General features: G+C 73.2%; 20 protein-coding genes and 1 pseudogene. 4 read left to right on the forward strand and 17 right to left on the reverse strand.

Translation table 11 applies throughout. The annotated features are described in order from the left end of the window. Positions 1 to 249 precede the first annotated feature (249 nt). On the forward strand, positions 250 to 1,608 hold the full coding sequence (locus tag AB0E02_RS24540) for a class I SAM-dependent methyltransferase (protein ID WP_362142649.1): 1,359 nt from the start codon (positions 250 to 252) through the stop codon (positions 1,606 to 1,608). A gap of 7 nt (positions 1,609 to 1,615) precedes the next feature. Here the strand turns inward: AB0E02_RS24540 and AB0E02_RS24545 are convergent, their stop codons facing one another. The 4 genes from AB0E02_RS24545 to tsaB form a co-directional block, all read right to left on the reverse strand. Further along, on the reverse strand, positions 1,616 to 1,981 hold the full coding sequence (locus tag AB0E02_RS24545; RefSeq protein WP_362142651.1) for a hypothetical protein: 366 nt from the start codon (positions 1,979 to 1,981) through the stop codon (positions 1,616 to 1,618). 185 nt (positions 1,982 to 2,166) lie between these two features. After that, the gene (gene tsaD, locus AB0E02_RS24550) at positions 2,167 to 3,333 is read right to left on the reverse strand and encodes a tRNA (adenosine(37)-N6)-threonylcarbamoyltransferase complex transferase subunit TsaD (RefSeq protein ID WP_362142653.1); all 1,167 of its coding nucleotides are present in this window, start codon (positions 3,331 to 3,333) and stop codon (positions 2,167 to 2,169) included. A 5-nt stretch (positions 3,334 to 3,338) separates the two neighbouring features. Continuing rightward, positions 3,339 to 3,812, reverse strand: a complete 474-nt coding sequence (gene rimI, locus AB0E02_RS24555) for a ribosomal protein S18-alanine N-acetyltransferase (RefSeq protein ID WP_051798184.1) — start codon at positions 3,810 to 3,812, stop codon at positions 3,339 to 3,341. Between the two features lie 23 nt (positions 3,813 to 3,835). After that, positions 3,836 to 4,495 carry a tRNA (adenosine(37)-N6)-threonylcarbamoyltransferase complex dimerization subunit type 1 TsaB gene (gene tsaB, locus AB0E02_RS24560; RefSeq protein WP_362142655.1) on the reverse strand — a complete coding sequence of 220 codons (660 nt, stop codon included), beginning with the start codon at positions 4,493 to 4,495 and terminating at the stop codon, positions 3,836 to 3,838. An 89-nt stretch (positions 4,496 to 4,584) separates the two neighbouring features. Here tsaB and AB0E02_RS24565 point away from each other — a divergent pair, with 89 nt between their 5' ends. Beyond that, positions 4,585 to 5,151 (forward strand): hypothetical protein, encoded by a 567-nt coding sequence (locus tag AB0E02_RS24565; protein ID WP_362142657.1) that lies wholly within the window; start codon positions 4,585 to 4,587, stop codon positions 5,149 to 5,151. 56 nt (positions 5,152 to 5,207) lie between these two features. Here AB0E02_RS24565 and AB0E02_RS24570 read toward each other — a convergent pair whose 3' ends face one another. The 9 genes and pseudogenes from AB0E02_RS24570 to AB0E02_RS24610 form a co-directional block, all read right to left on the reverse strand. Beyond that, complete coding sequence (locus AB0E02_RS24570) at positions 5,208 to 5,465, reverse strand: hypothetical protein (RefSeq protein WP_362142659.1); 258 nt, start codon at positions 5,463 to 5,465, stop codon at positions 5,208 to 5,210. Positions 5,466 to 5,738: 273 nt separating this feature from the next. Then, complete coding sequence (gene tsaE / locus AB0E02_RS24575; RefSeq protein WP_362142661.1) at positions 5,739 to 6,272, reverse strand: tRNA (adenosine(37)-N6)-threonylcarbamoyltransferase complex ATPase subunit type 1 TsaE; 534 nt, start codon at positions 6,270 to 6,272, stop codon at positions 5,739 to 5,741. A gap of 224 nt (positions 6,273 to 6,496) precedes the next feature. Further along, a complete protein-coding gene (locus tag AB0E02_RS24580) occupies positions 6,497 to 7,834 on the reverse strand; it encodes an alpha/beta hydrolase (protein WP_362142663.1) in 1,338 nt (445 codons plus the stop codon). Positions 7,835 to 8,151: 317 nt separating this feature from the next. Further along, positions 8,152 to 9,285 (reverse strand): annotated as a pseudogene (alr, locus tag AB0E02_RS24585) (alanine racemase); the annotation flags it as partial. 59 nt (positions 9,286 to 9,344) lie between these two features. Beyond that, a complete protein-coding gene (locus tag AB0E02_RS24590) occupies positions 9,345 to 10,229 on the reverse strand; it encodes a L,D-transpeptidase family protein (protein WP_362142665.1) in 885 nt (294 codons plus the stop codon). Between the two features lie 423 nt (positions 10,230 to 10,652). Then, positions 10,653 to 12,077 (reverse strand): NAD(P)H-hydrate dehydratase, encoded by a 1,425-nt coding sequence (locus tag AB0E02_RS24595; RefSeq protein ID WP_362142667.1) that lies wholly within the window; start codon positions 12,075 to 12,077, stop codon positions 10,653 to 10,655. 10 nt (positions 12,078 to 12,087) lie between these two features. Then, entirely contained in the window at positions 12,088 to 12,456 is a 369-nt protein-coding gene (locus tag AB0E02_RS24600; RefSeq protein WP_030413039.1) for a holo-ACP synthase, read from the reverse strand. Beyond that, complete coding sequence (glmS, locus tag AB0E02_RS24605) at positions 12,453 to 14,300, reverse strand: glutamine--fructose-6-phosphate transaminase (isomerizing) (protein ID WP_362142669.1); 1,848 nt, start codon at positions 14,298 to 14,300, stop codon at positions 12,453 to 12,455. Before glmS ends, AB0E02_RS24600 begins: the two co-directional genes overlap by 4 nt. A gap of 24 nt (positions 14,301 to 14,324) precedes the next feature. After that, positions 14,325 to 14,594, reverse strand: a complete 270-nt coding sequence (locus tag AB0E02_RS24610) for a hypothetical protein (protein ID WP_362142671.1) — start codon at positions 14,592 to 14,594, stop codon at positions 14,325 to 14,327. 167 nt (positions 14,595 to 14,761) lie between these two features. Here AB0E02_RS24610 and coaA point away from each other — a divergent pair, with 167 nt between their 5' ends. Together coaA and AB0E02_RS24620 are read left to right on the forward strand one after the other, a co-directional pair. Further along, positions 14,762 to 15,751 carry a type I pantothenate kinase gene (gene coaA, locus AB0E02_RS24615; RefSeq protein ID WP_362142673.1) on the forward strand — a complete coding sequence of 330 codons (990 nt, stop codon included), beginning with the start codon at positions 14,762 to 14,764 and terminating at the stop codon, positions 15,749 to 15,751. Positions 15,752 to 15,767: 16 nt separating this feature from the next. Then, entirely contained in the window at positions 15,768 to 16,715 is a 948-nt protein-coding gene (locus tag AB0E02_RS24620) for a DUF389 domain-containing protein (protein ID WP_362142675.1), read from the forward strand. A 31-nt stretch (positions 16,716 to 16,746) separates the two neighbouring features. Here AB0E02_RS24620 and glmM read toward each other — a convergent pair whose 3' ends face one another. From glmM to AB0E02_RS24640, 4 genes are all read right to left on the reverse strand, one after another. Then, entirely contained in the window at positions 16,747 to 18,105 is a 1,359-nt protein-coding gene (gene glmM, locus AB0E02_RS24625) for a phosphoglucosamine mutase (protein ID WP_362142677.1), read from the reverse strand. A 160-nt stretch (positions 18,106 to 18,265) separates the two neighbouring features. Next, a complete protein-coding gene (gene rpsI / locus AB0E02_RS24630) occupies positions 18,266 to 18,769 on the reverse strand; it encodes a 30S ribosomal protein S9 (protein ID WP_261957056.1) in 504 nt (167 codons plus the stop codon). Positions 18,770 to 18,813: 44 nt separating this feature from the next. Continuing rightward, positions 18,814 to 19,257 carry a 50S ribosomal protein L13 gene (rplM, locus tag AB0E02_RS24635; RefSeq protein WP_030413033.1) on the reverse strand — a complete coding sequence of 148 codons (444 nt, stop codon included), beginning with the start codon at positions 19,255 to 19,257 and terminating at the stop codon, positions 18,814 to 18,816. A 308-nt stretch (positions 19,258 to 19,565) separates the two neighbouring features. Next, entirely contained in the window at positions 19,566 to 21,194 is a 1,629-nt protein-coding gene (locus AB0E02_RS24640; protein ID WP_362142680.1) for an ATP-binding cassette domain-containing protein, read from the reverse strand. Positions 21,195 to 21,219 lie beyond the last annotated feature (25 nt).

Here is a 21,219-nt window from a genome sequence, read left to right on the forward strand (position 1 = left end):
CCGCCGCAGGCGCAACGGCGAACAACACCCGCGGCGCAGCAGACAGCAACGTGCGGCGGCGCCGCAAAGCGCAACGACGAGACGCCCCGCGACGGGACAGACAGGTACGTGGGAGGCGCCGCAAACGCAACGGCGAGACCACCCGCGGCGGGAGAGACGGGTACGTGCGGGGCGCCGCAAAGCGGCAACGGCGAGCGAGCCCCGCGGCGGGCCGGCCAGCTACGTGGGGCAGGGGGAGACAATGGTTTCGTGACGGACGACCAGGCCCTCGATGACTTCGCTGCTCTCCTGGCCCCGGAGGGGCAGGCCCTGCTGTGGGAGCTGCGGGACCACGATCCCGCCGACGAGCTGGCGGCAGCCACCCGGCTGCGGCGGGACCACGCCGCACCGCTCGTTTCCGCCGCGCTCACCCAGGCGCGGCTCCGGCAGCGGGCGGCCGTGAAGTTCGGGGCCGACGCACAGCGGATGTACTTCACGCCGAACGGGGTCGAGCAGTCCACCCGCGCCTCGGTCGCCGCGCACCGCGCGGCACGGCTGGCCGGGCTCGGCGTGCGGACGCTGGCCGATCTGTGCTGCGGGATCGGCGGGGACGCGCTGGCGCTGGCGCGGGCCGGGATCCGGGTGCTGGCCGTCGACCGGGACCCGCTGGCCTGCGCGGCGGCACGGGCGAACGCCGAGGCACTGGGGCTCGCGGAACTGATCGAGGTGCGCTGCGCGGACGTGACGGAGGTGGACACCACCGGGTACGACGCGGTGTTCGTCGACCCGGCGCGCCGCACCAAGGCCCGCGGAGGCCGGATCTTCGATCCGGAGGCGTACTCGCCGCCGCTGTCATGGGCCGTCGAGGCCGCCCGTACCGCCCCGTTCGCGGCGCTGAAGATCGCTCCAGGGGTGCCGCACGAGGCGCTGCCCGAGGACGCCGAGACGGAGTGGATCTCCTACGGGGGCGAGGTGAAGGAGGCGGTGGTGTGGTTCGCCCGGCCCGGCGGGGGCGGGGAGCCGGTGCCCGACGGGAGCGAGAAGCCGGCGCCCGGCGGGAGCGAGAAGCCGGTACCCAGCAGGAGCGAGAAGCCAGTGCCCGGCGGGAGCGACGAGTCGGTGCCCGCCCGCGAGGACGCGCCGGTGGTCGGTCAGGAGGACGCGCCGGTGGTCGGTGGGCGGCGGGCGACGCTGCTGCCCGGTGGGGACTCGCTGCTCGGGGCCGGTCTGCCGGATCCGGAGCCGGGGCCGGTGGGCCGCTATCTGTACGAGCCGGACGGTGCCGTCATCCGTGCCCATCTCGTCGCGGAGGTCGCCGCCGGGCTCGGCGGGCGGCTGATCGACCCGACGATCGCGTACGTCACCGCCGACGCGCTGCGCCCGACCCCCTTCGCGACCGCCTACGCGATCACCGATGTGCTGCCGTTCAACGTCAAACGGCTCAAGGCGCTGCTGCGGGAGCGCGGGGTCGGTGTCGCGGTGATCAAGAAGCGGGGTTCCGCGGTGGAGCCGGAGGAGCTGCGCAAGAAGCTGAAGCTGGGTGGCGGCGGCACTTCCTGCACGATCTTCCTCACCCGGGTGGCAGGGGCGCCGACGATGCTGCTGGGGCAGCCGGCGAACGGGGTCTGACCGGTGGTCAGGCCAGGTCGGTGAGGTCCTCGGCGTAGATCTGGGAGAGCGGCTGCGGGCCGACGTACTGCTGGCAGGTGCACTGGCCGGCCTCGTACTGGACCGGCTTGTGGTCGGCGTCCCAGGCGACCGGGATCTCCACCCGCTCATGACACTTGCCCTTTTTGTCATGCTTCGCGAGGTGGTGGGTGCAGCCGCACACCGGCTCCGGCGGCTTCTGGGAGGCCTCCAGCGCCTGCCGTTCCCGACGGGCGGACGCCAGCCGCTCCATCTTGCGCTCGTGGCGGGTGCGCAGCGCCGTACGGGCGGTGTCCGCGACCTTCGCGAAGCCGCCCGCCATGAAGAAGATGAACACCCACCAGAACCAGTCCACAGCCTGCCGCCTCCCCACACGCCCGGTGCTGCACCAGGGTAAGACCTCGCGGCGGTCGCGGAGTCCGGGGAGGCGGCGGTTGTCACCGATCCTCAGATGTCGCCGGTCCGGAGGCCGACATTCCGGACCGACGCCCCGTCACGAGGGGGAATCGAGGAGCAGTTACCAGGAGAGGACGAGCAGGCTCACGGGTAGAGGTTCTGCTTGCTCAGCTCGTGGACGTGGTCGTGGCTGTGACCGTCACCGTGGCTGTGACCATGGCCGTGGTCGTGACCGTGGTGGCCGTCGCCCTCGGGCGTCTCCGCCGGGACGTGCGGTTCGGTGACCGGGAGCGAGGAGTCCGCGGACAGGTCCCAGGCGGAGGCCGCGCGGCCGCGCGCCACCATCTCGGCGCCGAGGGCCGCGACCATCGCGCCGTTGTCCGTGCACAGCTTGGGCCGCGGCACCCGCAGCGTGATCCCGGCGTCCTCGCAGCGGCGCTGGGCCATCGCCCGCAGCCGGGAGTTGGCCGCGACCCCGCCGCCGATCATCAGGTGCTCGACGCCGTTGTCCTTGCAGGCGCGTACCGCCTTGCGGGTCAGCACATCCACCACGGCCTCCTGGAAGGACGCCGAGACGTCCGCCACCGGCACCTCCTCGCCGGCCGCCCGCTTGGCCTCGATCCAGCGGGCCACCGCCGTCTTCAGACCGGAGAAGGAGAAGTCGTAGGCGGGGTCGCGGGGGCCGGTGAGCCCGCGCGGGAAGCGGATCGCGTCCGGGTCGCCCTCGCGGGCGTAGCGGTCGATGACCGGGCCGCCGGGGAAGCCGAGGTTCAGCACCCGGGCGATCTTGTCGAACGCCTCGCCGGCCGCGTCGTCGATGGTCGAGCCCAGCGGGCGCACGTCGGAGGTGATGTCCGGGGCCAGCAGCAGCGAGGAGTGGCCGCCGCTCACCAGCAGCGCCATCGTCGGCTCCGGCAGCGGGCCGTGTTCGAGCTGGTCGACGCAGATGTGTGAGGCGAGGTGGTTGACGCCGTAGAGCGGCTTGCCGAGCGCGTAGGCGTACGCCTTGGCGGCCGAGACGCCGACCAGCAGGGCGCCGGCCAGGCCCGGGCCCGCGGTGACCGCGATGCCGTCGAGGTCGCTCGCCGCGACGCCGGCGTCCTTCAGGGCGCGCTGGATGGTGGGGACCATCGCCTCCAGATGGGCGCGGGAGGCCACCTCCGGCACCACGCCGCCGAAACGGGCGTGTTCGTCGACGCTGGAGGCGACCGCGTCGGCGAGGAGGGTGTGGCCGCGGACGATACCGACACCGGTCTCGTCGCAGGAGGTCTCGATGCCGAGGACGAGCGGTCCGCCGCGTGAGTCAGCCATGGTTGTCAGGTTCCTTGTACGGAGGGTGCTTCGGAGGAGGTCTGGGTGGTGCGGCGCATCACCAGGGCGTCGACGTTGCCGGGCTGGTAGTAGCCGCGCCGGAAGCCGATCGGCTCGAAGCCGAAGCGTTCGTAGAGGCGCTGGGCGCGGAGGTTGTCGACGCGCACCTCCAGCAGCACCTCGTGGCATTCGAAGTCCGTTGCGGCGCCGAGGAGTTCGGTCAGCAGCCGGGCGCCGAGGCCGGTGCCCCACTGGTCGCGGGCGGCGGCGATGGTCTGGACGTCGCCGGTGCCGTCGACGGCGGCGAGCCCGGCGTAGCCGACCAGCCGGCCCGCGAGTTCGGCGACCAGGTAGCGGCGGGTGGCCCGCGGGCCGCGGGCGTGTGCCAGCTCGGACCAGAACATGCCGCGCGACCAGGCGTCCTCGGGGAACAGCCGGTGCTCCAGCTCCAGCACCGGGGCTATGTCCCACCAGCGCATCTCGCGCAGCTCGGCGGCCGAACTCACTTCGGTGTGACCACCTTGTAGTTGGCGGGCACCTGGGCGTCCGGGCGGCGCAGGTACAGCGGCTGCGGCGGCAGCAGCTCCTCGCCCGCGGCCAGCTTGGCGGCGGCCAGTTCGGCGAGCGCGCCGGCGGACTGGTGCTCGGGGGCGTCGCGCCGTACGCCGGTGAAGACGGAGTCGTAGAGCAGCGCGCCCGCGCCGACGGCCGGGACGCCGGCCACCTGCTCGGCGATGTCGGCGGGGCGGTCCACGGCGGGCTCGGTCAGGCGCGTACGGGCGTCCGCATAGCGGGCCCAGTAGACCTCTTTGCGGCGGGCGTCGGTGGCGACCACGAACGGCTCGGTCAGGCCGGAGGCGTGGGCCAGGCCGTCGAGCGAGCACAGGCCGTGGACGGGGACGTCGAGCGCCGCACCGAACGTGGCGGCGGTCACCAGACCGACCCGCAGTCCGGTGTACGGCCCCGGGCCCACCCCGGCAACGATGGCGCTGACCTCGTCGAGCTTGCGGCCGGCCTCGGCCAGCACCCGGTCGACGGCGGGCAGCAGCAGCTCGCCGTGCCGGCGCGCGTCCACCTGGCGGGACTCGGCGAGGACCCGCTCACCGTCATGGAGCGCGACGGTGACGGCGGGGGTGGCGGTGTCAAGAGCTAGCAGCAGCACGTCTTTAAGACTACGGCGCGGCGGGTGGTGCCCGTCGCGGTGCTACCGTCGGCCCGTGGTCCAGGCCCGTACGGAAAGGTGGCACAGCGGTGCCCGCTAAGAGCAGCACGATCGTCACCGCACTGACCACGGCCGCCGTGGTCGTGGTCGGGGTGCTCGGCTACCAGGCCGCGGCCTCCGCCCCGGACTCCCTCGCGCCGGCCCGTAAGGGTCACCACGGCACCGCCAAGGGCCATGAGGACGGCTCCGGCAAGAAGCACCGCGCGCCCGCTCCGGCGCCGGTCCCGGCGGCCTCCGGCACGGGCAAGCGGGTGGTGTACTCGCTCGCCGCCAAGCGGGTCTGGCTGGTCGGCGCGAACGGCAAGGCGCTGCGGACGTACCAGGTCGCGCCCAGCACGGTGAGCCCGCCGCCCGGCGCGTACGCGGTGACCTCGCGGTCGGTGAGCATCACCGGCTCGGACGGGGTCGCGATCGAGCACGTGGTGCTGTTCGGCGGCGTCGGCGGCGTCCCGGTCGGCTTCAGCGCGGCCGTCGACGGTTCCCGGCCCGACCCCGCCGCCAAGAAGAAGACCGGCGGCATCCGGGAGTCCCGGGCCGACGGCAAGGCGATGTGGGATTTCGCACTCCAGGGCACCAAGGTCGTGGTGGTGGCCTAGTGGTGGCCTAGCGGCTTCCCCTGGGTGGACCCCAGCGGATTCTTAGCCCGTACGGGCTATGCCGCGGTGCGGCCCGGAGTGGACGCCGGATTGTCCTCGCCGTCCGCCGGCGACTCCTCCGCGGCGGCGGGCCGGTCCGCCGGCCGGTCCTTACGGGCTTTCGGGCGTTCCTTCCGGGACTCCTCGGGGGCGTCGGGGGGCGTGGAAACGGCGCTGGCCGCGGCGCACGCCGCCAGCAGTTCGTTCATCGTCGGCGTCTCGCGCGCGTCGTGCTGGTGGGCCGGCATGGACGCCTCCCGGGGCTCCTGGGGCAAGCGACAGAAGCTAGGCCGCCTCCGAACTCGGCGAGCTCGATACTTAGGCTGACCTAACTGGGGTCACATCCCATGTGACCACGCCCGGTACCGGGTACGCAACATCTTGCCGACGGCTTGTCGGAAACTACGGGACCCACGGCCGGATATCCGCCCGCCCAAGGGGACCACCGGCCCGATCGGGCCGGCCGGGATCGTCAGCCGGGCCGGAGCCCCAGGTCGGCCGGATCCTCAGCCGGGTCAGACCCCAGACCGGCCCGATCCTCAGCCGGGTCAGAGCCCCAGGTCGGCCAGGCCGGCGTCCGCCCAGCGCGCGCCGAAACCGCTGACCGTCACCTCACGGACGTCGTCGACGTCGTCCTCCGGGTGCCCGTGGGCGCCACCCGGGGCATCGGCACCCACGGCCCGCCCGATGACGACGTGCAGCCGGTCCTCGGAGAGCTCCTCGACCTTGCCCTCGCCCCACTCGACGACCACCACCGACTCCGGCAGCGAGACGTCGAGGTCCAGGTCCTCCATCTCGTCCAGCCCGCCGCCGAGCCGGTAGGCGTCGACGTGCACCAGCGCGGGCCCGCCGGTCAGGGAGGGGTGCACCCGGGCGATGACGAAGGTGGGCGAGGTCACGGCGCCGCGCACGCCCAGGCCCTCGCCCAGCCCGCGGGTCAGCGTGGTCTTGCCGGCGCCCAGCTCACCGGTGAGCAGCACCAGGTCGCCGGGGCGCAGCAGCGGGGCCAGTCTGCGGCCCAACTCCTGCATCTGATCGGGGGACTTGACAGTGACATGCGCAACGGGGGCGGTGGTGCTCATGCCGCAAATGGTACGGCCCGCCCGCCACCCGACCACCACCCCTGACCGACACCGCTGCGCCGCGGAAGCCTCTCGCGTCACCCGACCACCACCCCTGACCGACACCGCTGCGCCGCGGAAGCCTCTCGCGTCGCCCGGCCACCACGCCTGGCCGACACCGCCACGCCGTGGCAGGGACCCCCGCCGCCCCGGCCGGCACCGCTACGCCCCGGCAGGGCCTCGCCTCACGCCCGTGCGTGGCCGGAACTGCGGGCCGCTGCCGCCGCGCGTTCCACCAGCGCCACCAGATGCTCGTTGACCAGCTCGGGCCGCTCCAGCATCACCAGGTGGCCGGCGCCGGGCACGCACACCAGCTCCGCGTCCGGCAGCACCTCCGCGATCGTCCGGCTGTGGTCGGCGGGCGTGATCAGATCGCTCTCACCGGCCAGCACCAGCGCGGGCACCGCGTCGTACGCCACCAGCGCCTCGGTCTTGTCGTGCACCGCGAACGCCGGGAAGAACTCGGCGACCACATCGATCGGGGTGCCCTCGATCAGCCGCTCGCCGAACCGCGCGATACCCGGGTCGACGTCCTCCGGCGTGCCGAACGAATACCGCTTGACCAGCCCGGCGAACAGATCGGCGGTGGCCCGCCGGCCGCGTTCGACCAGGTCGGGCTGCCAACCCAGTGCCTTGAGCACGCCCGGGGCGAGCGCGTGGAACGCCTTCATCCCCATCGACGGCAGCCCGTAGGTGACCTCGCTGAGCCGGCCCGCGGACGTGCCGATCAGGGCCACGCCGATCACCCGTTCCGCGACGTACTCGGGGAACTGGTCGGCCAGCGCCATCACCGTCATCCCGCCCATCGAGTGCCCGACCAGCACGATCGGCCCCTCGGGCACCGCGGCGTCCAGCACCGCCTTCAGATCCCGGCCGAGCAGGTCGATGGTGACGTTCTCGGTGCCGTCGATCTGGCCGTGGCCGCGGGCCGAGCGGCCGTGGCTGCGCTGGTCCCAGTGGACGGTGCGCACGGTGCCGCGCAGCGCGGCCCGCTGGAAGTGCCAGGAGTCCTGGTTCAGGCAGTAACCGTGGCTGAAGACGACCGTCGGGGCGGCCGACGGGCGCCGGCCCAGCGCCGCCGTCAGCCGCTTGCGCAGTCCGCCCTGGGCCTCCTGGGCGGCACGGGCCTGCTTGCCGCGGACCGGCCGGGCCGACGGGTCGTTGCGGGCGTGTTTGCCGCCCCGGCGGTCGCCCCTCTCCAGGCGGGCGGGCTCCGCACCCACCTCGTCGATCTCGAAGTACAGCTCCGTGCCGTCCTCGGAGATCGCCGCGCCGGGCGTGCCGCGCAGCGTGCCGTACGGGCCGGCCGCGTCCAGGGCGAGCCGGGCCCGGCGGCGCATCCCGCGGCCGACCGTCAGCCGCTCTATGGCCACACCGGCCGCCGCCCCGGCCGCGACCACACCGATCGCGGCACCGGCGATGCCGGCGTGGCGGCCCGCCTTGGCCCAGTTGTTCGCGGCCTCGGCCGCCACCTCGGCGGCCGTCTCGACCGCCTGCACGGCGGCTTCAGTGCCGTCGGTCATGCCGTACCCCCCGTGAGCGCGGTGTCTCCATCGGCCGTTCCAGCTGTCGCGGTGTCGGTTGCGTGGGTCGGTGCGGTGGTCGGTGCGTTGTGTGCTGCGGTGGCCGGTGCGGTGGTCGTTACGGTGCTGGTTGCACTGTTCCCTGCGAGGTCCGTTGCACTGTTCGCTGCGCTCTCCGTTCCAGCTCGCGTGGCGGCTCCCGTTCCGACTGCCGTTCCGGCTGCCGTTCCGGCTGCCGTTCCGTTCCCGTCGTGTGGCGCCTGTGCCTCGTGTTCCTCTTCTGCCCCGTCTGCCCCGAACACCCCGCCATCCACCTCGCTGTCCACATAGACGCGCGGGACGCGGGTTCCGATCCGGGTGACGATTTCGTACCCGATGGTTCCGGCCGCCCGGCCCCAGTCCTCCGCGGTCGGTTCGCCGCGGTCGCCGGGGCCGAAGAGCACCGCGAGATCGCCCACGTCGGCGCTGTCGCCGCCCAGGTCGACGACGAACTGGTCCATGGCGATCCGCCCGGCCACCGTCCGCCACTTCCCGGCGACCAGCACCGGGCCGGTGCCGGAGGCGTGCCGCGGGATGCCGTCGGCGTAGCCGAGCGGGACCAGCGCGAGCGTCGTCTCGCCGGGGGTGAGGTATCGGTGCCCGTACGACACGCCGTGGCCGCCCGGGACCCGCTTGACCGACGCGAGCGCGGCCTCCAGGGTCATCGCGGGCCGCAGCCCGAAGTCCTCGGAGGTGCCGACTTCCGGGCTCGGCGAGATGCCGTAGATGCCGATACCGGTACGGACCAGGTCGAAGTGGGCTTCGGGGAGGGTGAGCGTCGCCGGGGTGTTGGCGATGTGCCGCACCTCGGGGCGCAGCCCGGCCGACTCCGCCGTCCCGAGCGCCTGGTGGAAGACGTCGAGCTGAGCGGCGATGGAGGGGTGGCCGGGCTCGTCGGCGCAGGCGAAGTGCGACCAGACACCGGTGACCCGCAGGGCGCCCGCGGCCTCGGCGGCGCGGGCCGCGGTGGTCAGCTCCGGCCAGTCGGCGGGCTGGCAGCCGTTGCGGCCGAGCCCTGTGTCGATCTTGAGCTGGACACGGGCGGTACGGCCGGCCGCCCGCGCCGCCTCGGTCACCTCGCGCAACGCCCACAGGCCGCTCACCGAGACATCGATGTCCTGCTCCACCGCTCGCCGCCAGGGCCCGCCCGGCGTCCACAGCCAGCACATCAGCCGCCCGGTGTCACCGGCCGCGCGCAGGGCGAGCGCCTCCTCGGGGAGCGCGGTGCCCAGCCAGGTCGCGCCGGCCGCCCGGGCCGCCCGGGCACACGGCACCGCGCCGTGTCCGTAGCCGTCGGACTTGACCACGGCCATCAGCTCTGCCCCGGGGGCGCGTTCCCGCAGGGCACGGACGTTCGCCCGCACGGCGGCGAGGTCGACGACGGCACGGGCACGGTTCGCTGTCTCGTTCATCCCCCTCAGTGTCGCAGGCGATCGCGCGGCGCCCCGGGGGACCGGCACGAAAAACGTGCTCACCCGCTGGGTTTCCGCCCCCAGACGTGCACGAGGTCGTGCTTCTTGAGCACGTACCACAGGTTGCGCGCGTCCGACCAGGTCAGATTGATGCACCCGTGCGAGCCGGGCCCCTCGTAGATGTCGTCCTCGACGCCGTGGAACGCCTCCCCGCGGTCGAAGAACTGCGCGAACGGCATCGGCGTGTGGTACAGGTTCGAAATGTGGTTCCTGCGCCGCAGATAGATCCGGTACGTCCCGGTACGGGTCTCCATCGTCGGCTGACCGGAACGGATCGGCACCGGATCGAAGATCACCCGTCCGGCCTGCTGCACCCACATCAGCTGCCGGTCCAGGTCGACGCACGCGGTCCGCTCCGCACGGACCGGGCAATGGCCGGCCCGGTTGGGGTCCTTCCTGGCCCGCAGCAGCCGCACCACGGCGCCGGTGACCGGCCCCGCGTAACCGGTCGCCGGGGCGATCCGGTGCGCCTGCTGGAACCGCCGGATCGCCCGGCAGTCCCCCGCGCTCTGCCGCCCGTCCGGCTTCCGCCGCAGATAGCGCTCGGCCTGCCGCTGGAACGGCCCGGTGAAGCGGGTGCAGCGCGCCGACCGGGCGGCGTGCCCCGCCTCGGGCCGGGGGACGTACTCGATGTGCAGCCGCCCACCGGGCGCCGGGCGCTGGGGACCGCGCGGGATCCCGGGGACGAGGTCGGCGGCCGCGGTCCGGGTGAGGGCCGGGTACCCGGGTGCGTATCCGGCGGAGGGCGCGTAACCGGCGGCGGAGTGCGCGTACCGGGCAGGGGCCGCGGGCCGGGCGGCTGACGGGGCGACGGCCACCGCGGGCGGCCCGGCGAGCGGGAACAGCGAGGCGCCGGCCAGCAGCGCCACAAGCGTGCGTTTCATGCCCTCACGCATGCCGTGACCGAACCCCCGTCCCGCTCGCCCGGCCACGAGGTTCGCCCTGCTGCCCGCGGCATTCCCCCGCGGGGCGTAACGCGTAACGGCGTAACGCGGGGCGGGAGGTGGGCGGCGACGGGAGACGGCTGGCGCGGGGCCACCGGGAGCGGGACGCGGGGGCGGGTGCCGGTGGCGGGTGCGGGGTAACGCTGGGCGGGGGTGGGCGGCTTGGGGCCCGGGGGGGCGCGGGGCGGCTTGGGCCCCTAGGGGGTGGTCGAACAGATCCCGTAAGGGTCACGAGCGCCCCCTGCGGGGCCACAACGCTGCGCGGAGTCGAGGTATTCCCGACAACCGCCCCGGACCGGACCACTCCGGACCGGACCGCCCCGGCCCCCCGGGCCGCCCCGCACCGAACCGGCCCGGTACCTGTTACCCCGTCACATCCCGCCAAGCCGCCCCCAGATGGTCCGCCACCTCCGTGGCGAGGATGGGGGCGCCCTCGGGGCCCGCGGCCCGGCGGGCCGCCAGGCCGTGGAGGTACGCGCCGACGGATGCCGCGTCGCGGGCGGGCAGGCCGGCGGCGAGGAGTGAGCCGGTGACGCCCGACAGGACGTCACCGCTGCCGGCCGTGGCCAGCCAGCCGGTGCCCGTGGGGTTCACCCGCACCGGCCCGCTCTCCCGCGCGACCAGCGTCGTCGAGCCCTTCAGCAGCACCGTTGCGGCATAGCGCGCCGCCAGTTCCCGTACGGACGCGAGCCGTTCCGCCTCGACCTCGTCGCGGCCGCGGCCCAGCAGCGCCGCCGCCTCCCCGGCGTGCGGCGTCAGCAGCGTCTCGGCGGTGCGCGCCCGGACCCGTTCCGGCGTCAGGAAGCGCAGCCCGTCGGCGTCCACCAGGACCGGTACGTCGGAGGCCAGCACGTCCTCCAGGGCGTCCGACTCGTCGCCGATGCCGGGGCCGATCACCCAGGACTGCACCCGGCCGGCCTTGTGCGGCGGTCCGGCGTGCACCAACGTCTCGGGGAAGCGGGCCAGCACCGCGTCCGCGGCCGGGCCGACGTACCGGACCGCCCCCGCGCCGCCGCGCAGCGCACCGGCCACCGCCAGCACCGCCGCCCCCGGATAGCGCGCCGACCCGGCGACCACACCGACCACGCCCCGCCGGTACTTGTCGCTCTCCGCCGCCGGGCGTGGCAGCAGTTCCGCCACGTCCGCGTGCTGCAGCGCCTCGAACTCGGCCTCCCCGGGCAGCGTCAGGCCGATGTCCACCAGCCGCAGCGCCCCCGCCCGCTCCCGGGCCGGATCGATCAGCAGGCCCGGCTTGTACGCCCCGAACGTCACCGTCGCATCGGCCCGTACCGCCTCGCCGGACACCTCGCCGCTGTCCGCATCCACCCCGCTGGGCAGGTCGACCGCCACGACGGGCGCCGACTCCCAGGCCGCGCGGGCGAGTTCGGCGGCATCCGGCCGCAGTCCGCCGCGGCCGCCGATGCCCACGATCCCGTCCACGACCAGATCGCACCGGGCGAGGTCCCGCAGCGCGTCGTCCGACACCCGGCCGCCGGCCGCCCGCAGGGCGCCGAGGCCGCCCGGGTGGGCCCGTTCCGGCGAGAGCAGGACGGCCACCACGCCGGCCCCGCGCCGGGCCAGCCGGGCCCCGGCGTACAGCGCGTCCCCGCCGTTGTCCCCGCTGCCCACCAGCAGCACGACCCGGCTGCCGTAGACCCGGCCCAGCAACTCCCGGCAGGCGGCGGCCAGTCCGGCCGCCGCCCGCTGCATCAGGGCCCCTTCCGGCAGACGGGCCATCAGGTCCCGCTCGGCGGCACGCACGGTCGACACGCTGTAGGCAGTCCTCATGGCCCCAGTGTCACCCCTCGGCGATCACCACGGCCGAAGCGACCCCCGCGTCATGGCTCAGCGAGAGGTGCCACGACCGTACGCCGAGCCGGGCCGCGCACGCCTCGACCGTGCCGCGCACCCGCAGCCGGGGCCGCCCGCTGTCCTCGACGTACACCTCGGCGTCGGTCCAGTGCAGCCCGGCCGGCGCGCCCAGCGCCTTGGCCACCGCCTCCTTGGCGGCGAACCGGGCCGCGAGCGACGCCGTGCCGCGCCGCTCCCCGCTCGGCAGCAGCAGTTCCGACGCGACGAACAACCGGTCGGCCAGCTCGGGCGTGCGGTCCAGCGCCGCGGCGAACCGGTCGATCTCGGCGACGTCGATCCCCACCCCGATGATCACTCCACCGTCACCGACTTGGCGAGGTTGCGCGGCTGGTCGACCTCGTTGCCGCGGGCGGTGGCAAGCTCGCAGGCGAAGACCTGCAGCGGGACGGTGGAGACCAGCGGCTGCAGCAGCACCGGTGTGTGCGGGATGCGCACCAGGTGGTCGGCGTACGGCACCACGGCCTCGTCGCCCTCCTCGGCGATCACGATCGTGCGGGCGCCGCGGGCCCGGATCTCCTGGATGTTGGAGACGATCTTGTCGTGCAGCACGGACCGGCCGCGCGGCGACGGGACCACGACGACGACCGGCAGATCGTCCTCGATCAGCGCGATCGGGCCGTGCTTGAGCTCACCGGCGGCGAAACCCTCGGCGTGCATGTACGCCAGCTCCTTGAGCTTGAGCGCGCCCTCCAGCGCCACCGGGTAGCCGACGTGCCGGCCGAGGAACAGCACGGTGTCCTTGTCGGCGAGGCTGCGGGCCAGCTCCCGTACCGGCTCCATCGTGGAGAGCACCTGATCGACCTGGGTGCCGATGGCGGCCAGTTCGCGCACCACCGCCCGGATCTCGTCGCCCCACTTCGTGCCCCGTACCTGCGCGACGTACAGCGCGACCAGGTAGCAGGCGACCAGCTGGGTCAGGAACGCCTTCGTGGACGCCACCGCGACCTCGGGACCGGCGTGCGTGTAGAGCACCGCGTCCGACTCGCGGGGGATCGTCGAGCCGTTGGTGTTGCAGATGGCGAGCACCTTCGCGCCCTGTTCGCGGGCGTGCCTGAGGGCCATCAGGGTGTCCATGGTCTCGCCGGACTGGCTGATCGCGATGACCAGCGTGCGCCGGTCCAGGATCGGGTCGCGGTAGCGGAACTCGCTGGCCAGCTCGGTCTCGCAGGGGATGCGGGTCCAGTGCTCGATCGCGTACTTGGCGATCATGCCGGCGTGGTACGCCGTCCCGCACGCCACGATGACGACCTTGTCGACCTCCCGCAGCACCTCCGGCGGGATCCGCACCTCGTCCAGGGACAGCACCCCGGAACCGTCGATCCGGCCCAGCAGGGTGTCCGCGACGGCCTTGGGCTGCTCGGCGATCTCCTTGAGCATGAAGTAGTCGTAGCCGCCCTTCTCGGCGGCCGAGGCGTCCCAGTCGACGTGGTACTCGCGGACGTCCGCGGGCGCCCCGTCGAAGTCGGTGACCGTCACCCCGTCCCGGCGGGCCTCGACGACCTGGTCCTGGCCCAGCTCGATCGCCTCGCGGGTGTGCGCGATGAACGCCGCGACGTCCGAGGCCAGGAAGGCCTCGCCGTCGCCAATGCCCACCACCAGCGGGGAGTTGCGGCGCGCGCCGACGACCACGTCGGGCTCGTCGGCGTGCACGGCGACCAGCGTGAACGCGCCCTCCAGCCGCCGGCACACCTGCCGCATCGCCTCGGCCAGCTCACCGCACGAGGAGTAGCACTCGGCGAGCAGATGCGCCACGACCTCGGTGTCCGTCTCGGACGTCAAGGTGTGGCCGCGCTCGGCGAGTTCGGTGCGCAGCGCGGCGAAGTTCTCGATGATGCCGTTGTGCACCACCGAGACGCGCCCGGCGTTGTCCAGGTGCGGATGGGCGTTCTCGTCGGTGGGCCCGCCGTGGGTGGCCCACCGGGTGTGCCCGATGGCGGTGGAGCCGGCCGGCAGCGGACGGTCCGCCAGCTCCTTCTCCAGGTTGGCGAGTTTGCCGGCCTTCTTGGCCGCGGCCAGCCCGCCGTCGGCCAGCACGGCGACGCCCGCCGAGTCGTAGCCGCGGTACTCCAGCCGCTTCAGCCCGGCCAGGACGACGTCCAGGGCGCTCTGCCCGCCCACATAACCCACGATTCCGCACATGGGGGCAGCCTACGACGCGGCCCCTCAATACCCGCGCGCTATCCGGTGGTGCGCCTCCCGCACCGTCTCCAGGAACTCCTCGTCGGCCTCCGCGTCGGCTCCGGGTCCGTCGGCCGGCTCGTACCGTTCCAGGAAGTCGGCGAGGTCCTCGCCCAGGTCCTCGTCCGGGAGTTCCTCGGCGAGTTCGGCGTGCACCCGGGCGACGAAGAGGTCCGTCGCCGTGCCGTCCGGTCCGTTCTTCCTGCGCCGGTACCGCAGTCCCGGCAATGCTGGCTTGCGCGTGCGCACAGCCACCCCCTGTGTCTTCTTCGCGGCCCGGATCGCGGGCCGCCCCCGCGCCGACCGTACCGGGCCGAATCCGTCCGGTACAGAGGTGCAGGTGGCGAAGGCCACATGCCGGGCCGGGGTGGCGTATGACACCCCGGCATGAACGGCGTGTGACGGCTGCGCACAATGGGCGCGTGGCCCTGACGACCGATCCGCCCGCGCGCCGCCGCGCCGACAGCTCCCCCTACGTCGATCTGACGCGCGCCCAGTGGAGCGCCCTCAGGGAGAAGACCCCGCTGCCGCTGACCGCCGACGAGGTGGAGCGGCTGCGCGGCCTGGGCGACGTCATCGACCTGGACGAGGTCCGCGACGTCTACCTGCCGCTGTCCCGGCTGCTGAACCTCTACGTCGGCGCGACCAGCAATCTGCGCGGCGCGCTGAACACCTTCCTGGGCGACGCCGGCGACGGCCACGGCTCGCAGCCCGGCACCCCGTTCGTCATAGGGGTCGCCGGCAGTGTGGCGGTCGGCAAGTCGACCACCGCCCGGCTGCTGCAGGCGCTGCTGGCCCGCTGGCCGGAGCACCCGCGCGTCGAGCTGGTCACCACCGACGGGTTCCTGTTCCCCAACGCCGAGCTGCACCGGCGCGGCCTGATGTCCCGCAAGGGCTTCCCGGAGTCCTACGACCGCCGCGCGCTGACCCGTTTCGTCGCGGACGTGAAGTCCGGGAAGGCGGAGGTGTCCGCGCCGGTCTACTCGCACCTGATCTACGACATCGTGCCCGGCGAGCGGCTCACCGTGCACCGCCCGGACATCCTCATCGTCGAGGGGCTCAACGTCCTGCAGCCGGCGCTGCCCGGCAAGGACGGCCGCACCCGCCTCGGTCTGGCCGACTTCTTCGACTTCTCCGTGTACGTCGACGCCCGCGCCGAGGACATCGAGCAGTGGTACCTCGGCCGGTTCCGCAAACTGCGCGAGACCGCCTTCCAGAACCCGTTCTCGTACTTCCGCAAGTACACCCAGGTCTCCGAGGACGAGGCCCTCGACTACGCCCGCATGATGTGGCGCACCATCAACAGGCCCAACCTGCAGCAGAACGTGGCCCCCACCCGCGGCCGCGCCAGCCTGGTGCTGCGCAAGGGGCCGGACCACAAGGTGCAGCGGTTGTCGCTGCGCAAGCTCTAGGAAGGGTGCGCGGACCGTGCTGCATCTGCGACTGATCGTGCCGGCGGACCGGACCGAAGCGGCCCTGGAGCTGCTGGAGACGACGGTCGGTACGGCCCATGTGGCGGTGCTGGCCGGGGCCGCCCGGGACCCGCGGGGCGACGTGGTGCTGTGCGACGTCGCCCGGGAGGCCGCCGACGGGCTGCTGGCCGGGCTGCGGGCGCTGGGCCTGCACAAGGAAGGCTCGATCGCGATCGAGAACATCGACCTGTCGCTGTCCGTACGGGCCGAACGGGCCGAGGACGAGGCGCCCGGCGAGGGGGCCGACGCGGTGCTGTGGGAGTCGCTGACCGACGCCACCCACGAGGAGTCCACGCTTTCCGCCACCTACCTGGCGTTCCTGACGGTCGCCACGATGATCGCGGCCTGCGGTGTGGTCCTCGACAACGCGATCCTGATCGTCGGCGCGATGGCGGTGGGTCCGGAGTTCGGCCCGCTGGCCGGTATCTGCACCGCGCTGGTGCAGCGGGCGCCGCGGCTGGCCTGGCGCTCGGTGACGGCGCTGGTCGTGGGCTTCGCCGCGGCCATGGTCCTGACGGTGGGCTTCAGCCTCTTCATGGACGCGATGGACCTGTTCCACGCCGGGGCGCTGGCGGCGGAGCGGCCCAACACCAACTTCATCTACCGGCCGGACTGGTTCTCGTTCGTCGTCGCCGTGCTGGCCGGGATCGCCGGAGTGCTCTCCTTGACGTCCGCGAAATCGGGCGCCCTGGTTGGTGTGGCGATCTCCGTGACGACCGTCCCGGCCGCCGCCAACGCCGCGGTCGCGCTCGCCTACGGGGCGTACGGCCAGGCCTGGCACTCCATGGAGCAGCTGCTGCTGAACCTGGCGGGCATCATCGTGGCCGGCACCCTGACCCTGGTCGCCCAGAAACTGCTGTGGGCCCGGCACGGAACAGGCCCCGCCCGCCGGCTGCGCCACTGACGGCGCGCCGGGCGGGCGGGGCCCAAGTGCCTTATCCCAGCGCGGACTTGACCACGTCCGCGAGCCGGCCGGCCACCGCCCGCGCCTGCTCCTCGTCCGCGGCCTCCACCATCACCCGGACCAGCGGCTCGGTGCCGGACGGCCGCAGCAGCACCCGCCCGGTGCCGCCGAGCTCCCGCTCGGCCTCGGCGACCGCCTGGGTCAGCTCCGGCGAGGTGGCCACCCGCGACCTGTCGACGTCGGGGACGTTGACCAGGACCTGCGGCAGCCGCTCCATGACGCCCGCCAGGTCCCCGAGCGGACGGCCGGTCGCCGCGACCCGGGCGGCCAGCATCAGCCCGGTCAGCGTGCCGTCGCCGGTGGTGGCGTGGTCCAGCACGATGACGTGCCCGGACTGCTCGCCGCCCAGCGCGAAGCCGTGCGCCTTCATCTCCTCCAGGACGTACCGGTCGCCGACCGCGGTCTGCACCAGGTCGATGCCCTCGCGCTCCATGGCCAGTTTGAAGCCCAGGTTGGACATGACGGTGGCGACCACGGTGTTCTTCCGCAGCGTCCCGGCCTCCCGCATGCCGAGCGCCAGCACGGACAGGATCTGGTCCCCGTCGACCTCGTTGCCCTCGCGGTCCACGGCCAGGCAGCGGTCCGCGTCCCCGTCGTGGGCGACGCCGAGGTCGGCGCCGTGCTCGACGACGGCCGTGCGCAGCTGCGCGAGGTGGGTGGAGCCGCAGCCGTCGTTGATGTTCAGGCCGTCGGGGTCGGTGCCGAGGGTGACGACCTCGGCACCGGCCCGGGCGAACGCCTCCGGCGAGACCCGCGCCGCCGCGCCGTGCGCACCGTCGATGACGACCTTCAGCCCGTCCAGGCGGTTCGGCAGGACGCCGACCAGGTGCGCGACGTAGTTGTCGAAGCCCGCGTCGTAGACGGTGACCCGGCCGACGCCGCCGCCGGTCGGCCGCTCCCACGGCTCGCCGGAGCTGTGCGCGCGGTAGGTCTCCTCGATCCGGTCCTCCAGCTCGTCGGCGAGCTTGTGACCGCCGCGGGCGAAGAACTTGATGCCGTTGTCGGGCATCGGGTTGTGGCTGGCGGAGAGCATCACACCCAGGCCCGCGCCCAGCGAGCCGGTCAGGTACGCCACCGCCGGGGTCGGCAGCACGCCCACCCGCAGCACGTCCACTCCGGCGCTGGCCAGCCCGGCCACCACCGCCGCCTCCAGGAACTCCCCCGACGCCCGCGGATCCCGCCCGACCACGGCCACCGGCCGGTGACCCTCGAATGTGCCGGCTTCCGCAAGCACATGCGCCGCAGCGACCGAGAGACCGAGCGCCAGCTCCGCCGTCAGGTCCGCATTGGCGACGCCGCGCACACCGTCCGTGCCGAAGAGTCGTCCCACTGGTGTCCTCCGAGTTTCTGAGCTTGGACCAGAGCGTCACGTCCAGGTATACGCCCCTGGACGTGGATCTACGCCGCCCGGTCCCGGATAGCCGAACGCCCCGGCAGCACGGGAAGTGCCACCGGGGCGTACGCCACGAGCTGCATGATGCAGCGCGTGATTAGCGCTTGCTGTACTGCGGCGCCTTGCGGGCCTTCTTCAGACCGGCCTTCTTGCGCTCGACCGCACGGTCGTCACGCTTGAGGAACCCGGCCTTCTTCAGCGCGGGGCGGTTGTTCTCGACGTCCGCCTCGTTCAGCGCACGGGCCACGCCCAGGCGCAGCGCACCGGCCTGGCCGGAGATGCCGCCGCCGGCGATGCGGGCGATGACGTCGTAGCGGTTGTCGAGCTCGAGCACCTTGAAGGGCTCGTTGACTTCCTGCTGGTGCACCTTGTTCGGGAAGTAGCCCTCAAGGGTGCGGCCGTTGATCTTCCACTGGCCGGAGCCCGGAACGATCCGGACGCGGGCGATGGCGTTCTTGCGACGGCCCAGGCCGGCTGCCGGCTGCGGGTCGCCGAAGCGGGACGCGAGGGACTCGGAGGTGTACTCCGACTCCACGACCTCGGTCTCGGTGGTGTACTCCTCGACCTCGTCCAGCGGGGTCTCGGGGGTGGTCTCAGCCACGATGCTCCTTAAGAATTCTCTGTCGTCTTAGGGGGTGGCCGGACTTACTGCGCGACCTGGGTGATCTCGAACGGCACCGGCTGCTGCGCAGCGTGCGGGTGCTCGGCGCCCGCGTAGACCTTCAGCTTCGAGAGCATCTGACGGCCGAGGGTGTTCTTGGGGAGCATGCCCTTGATGGCCTTCTCGACGGCCTTCTCGGGGTTCTTGTCGAGCAGCTCGTCGTAACGGACGGAGCGCAGACCACCCGGGAAGCCGGAGTGACGGTAGGCCATCTTCTGGGTCTTCTTGTTGCCGGACAGGTGCACCTTGTCGGCGTTGATGATGATGACGAAGTCACCGGTGTCAACGTGCGGTGCATACACCGGCTTGTGCTTACCCCGCAGGAGGGACGCGGCCTGGCTGGCCAGACGGCCCAGGACAACGTCCTGCGCGTCAATGATGTGCCACTGGCGCTGGACATCGCCGGGCTTGGGGCTGAACGTACGCACGGTCGTAGCCTTCGCTTCTTCAGTGATGGGACCCCCGGGCCGTGAGGACTCGGGGGTGGGTCCTGTACTGGTCACCACGATCGATCACGCAGCAGGGCGGCACTACGGGTGACGCAACCCGATCGTCTGCCGCTGGTGATCAGTCCGGTGGACCGGCGTAAGGGCCCCTCACGTGAGATAGAGCAAGCCAATACGCATAACGAACCAGCAGAATACCGGGCCGTCCCCGGCGGGGTCAAAACGCCCCCCGAACCGCCTCCCGGCGGCCCGCCCCGGCCCCGCTCCGGCTCCTCCCCCGGGCCTGCCGGCTACCGCTCCCGCTCCACCCTCCGCTCGTCCCACACCGGCTCCGCCGTCTCCCGCACCACCCCGTCCGACCCGAACACCAGGAACCGGTCGAAGGAGCGCGCGAACCACCGGTCGTGCGTCACCGCCAGCACCGTCCCCTCATACGCCTCCAGGCCCTCCTGCAGCGCCTCCGCCGACTCCAGGTCCAGGTTGTCGGTCGGCTCGTCCAGGAGGAGCGCCGTGGTGCCGGAGAGCTCCAGGAGGAGGATCTGGAAGCGGGCCTGCTGGCCGCCGGAGAGGCGGTCGAAGGGCTGCTCGGCCTGCTTCTCCAGTTCGTAGCGGCGCAGCGCGGACATCGCCTGGCCCTTGTCCTTGGCGTGTTCGGTCCACAGGATGTCGAGGAGGGGGCGGCCCACCAGCTCGGGGTGGGCGTGGGTCTGGGCGAAGTGGCCGGGCACGACACGGGCGCCCAGTTTCCAGCTGCCGGTGTGCGCCACCGGGTCGTCGGCGTCCCCGGCCAGCAGGCGCAGGAAGTGCGACTTGCCGGAGCCGTTGGAGCCCAGCACCGCGACCCGCTCGCCGTAGAAGACCTCCAGCGAGAACGGCTTCATCAGGCCGGTCAGCTCCAGGTTCTCGCAGGTCACCGCCCGGACGCCGGTACGGCCGCCGCGCAGCCGCATCGTGATGTCCTGCTCCCGCGGCGGCTCCGGCGGCGGCCCGGCCTCCTCGAACTTCCGCAGCCGGGTCTGCGCCGCCGCGTACCGCGAGGCCATCTCATGGCTCACCGCGGCCGCCTGCCGCAACGTGACCACCAGCTTCTTGAGCTGGGCGTGCTTCTCGTCCCAGCGCCGCCGCAGCTCCTCGAAGCGGGCGAAACGCTCCCGGCGCGCCTCGTGGTACGTGTCGAAGCCGCCGCCGTGCACCCAGACGTCCGAGCCCGCCGGGCCCGGCTCGACGCTGACGATCTTCTCCGCGGCGCGGGCCAGCAGCTCCCGGTCGTGCGAGACGAACAGCACCGTCTTACGGGTCTGCCGCAGCTGCTCCTCCAGCCAGCGCTTGCCCGGCACGTCCAGATAGTTGTCCGGCTCGTCCAGCAGCAGCACCTCGTCCGTGCCGCGCAGCAGCGACTCCAGCACCAGCCGCTTCTGCTCGCCCCCGCTGAGCGTGCGCGCCTGGCGCCACTGCGCCTTCTCGTACGGGACGCCGAGCGCGGCCGTGGTGCAGATGTCCCAGACCGTCTCGGCCTCGTAGCCCCGGGCCTCGGCCCAGTCGCTGAGCGCCTGCGCGTACGCCATCTGCGCGGCCTCGTCGTCCTCGGTCATCAGCGCCAGCTCCGCGGCGTCCACCGCCGCGGCCGCCTCCCGGATCCGCGGCTGGGCCACCGACACCAGCAGGTCCCGCACCGTCCGGTCGTCCCGCACCGAGCCGACGAACTGCGGCATCACGCCCAGCCCGCCGCTGACCGTCACCGCTCCGCCGTGCGGCGCCAGCTCACCGGCGAGCAGCCGCAGCAGCGTCGTCTTGCCCGCGCCGTTGGCCCCCACCAGCGCGACCGTCGCGCCCTCCGCCACCCGGAAGGACACGTCCCCCAGGAGGACCCTCCCGTCCGGCAGGTAGTACTCCAGGTGCCCGGCTTCCAGATGTCCCATGAGCGGGATTGTGACCGGCCTATAA

The organism is Streptomyces sp. NPDC048196, from assembly GCF_040652715.1.
Lineage (GTDB): Bacteria > Actinomycetota > Actinomycetes > Streptomycetales > Streptomycetaceae > Streptomyces > Streptomyces siderophoricus.

Excerpts from the sequence above, each read along its gene's own strand:
- tsaD (WP_362142653.1), bottom strand. The coding sequence starts at position 3,333 with ATGGCTGACTCACGCGGCGGACCGCTCGTCCTCGGCATCGAGACCTCC.
- rimI (WP_051798184.1), bottom strand. The coding sequence starts at position 3,812 with ATGCGCTGGTGGGACATAGCCCCGGTGCTGGAGCTGGAGCACCGGCTG.
- tsaE (WP_362142661.1), bottom strand. The coding sequence starts at position 6,272 with ATGAGCACCACCGCCCCCGTTGCGCATGTCACTGTCAAGTCCCCCGAT.
- AB0E02_RS24580 (WP_362142663.1), bottom strand. The coding sequence starts at position 7,834 with ATGACCGACGGCACTGAAGCCGCCGTGCAGGCGGTCGAGACGGCCGCC.
- AB0E02_RS24590 (WP_362142665.1), bottom strand. The coding sequence starts at position 10,229 with ATGAAACGCACGCTTGTGGCGCTGCTGGCCGGCGCCTCGCTGTTCCCG.
- AB0E02_RS24595 (WP_362142667.1), bottom strand. The coding sequence starts at position 12,077 with ATGAGGACTGCCTACAGCGTGTCGACCGTGCGTGCCGCCGAGCGGGAC.
- glmS (WP_362142669.1), bottom strand. The coding sequence starts at position 14,300 with ATGTGCGGAATCGTGGGTTATGTGGGCGGGCAGAGCGCCCTGGACGTC.
- AB0E02_RS24640 (WP_362142680.1), bottom strand. The coding sequence starts at position 21,194 with ATGGGACATCTGGAAGCCGGGCACCTGGAGTACTACCTGCCGGACGGG.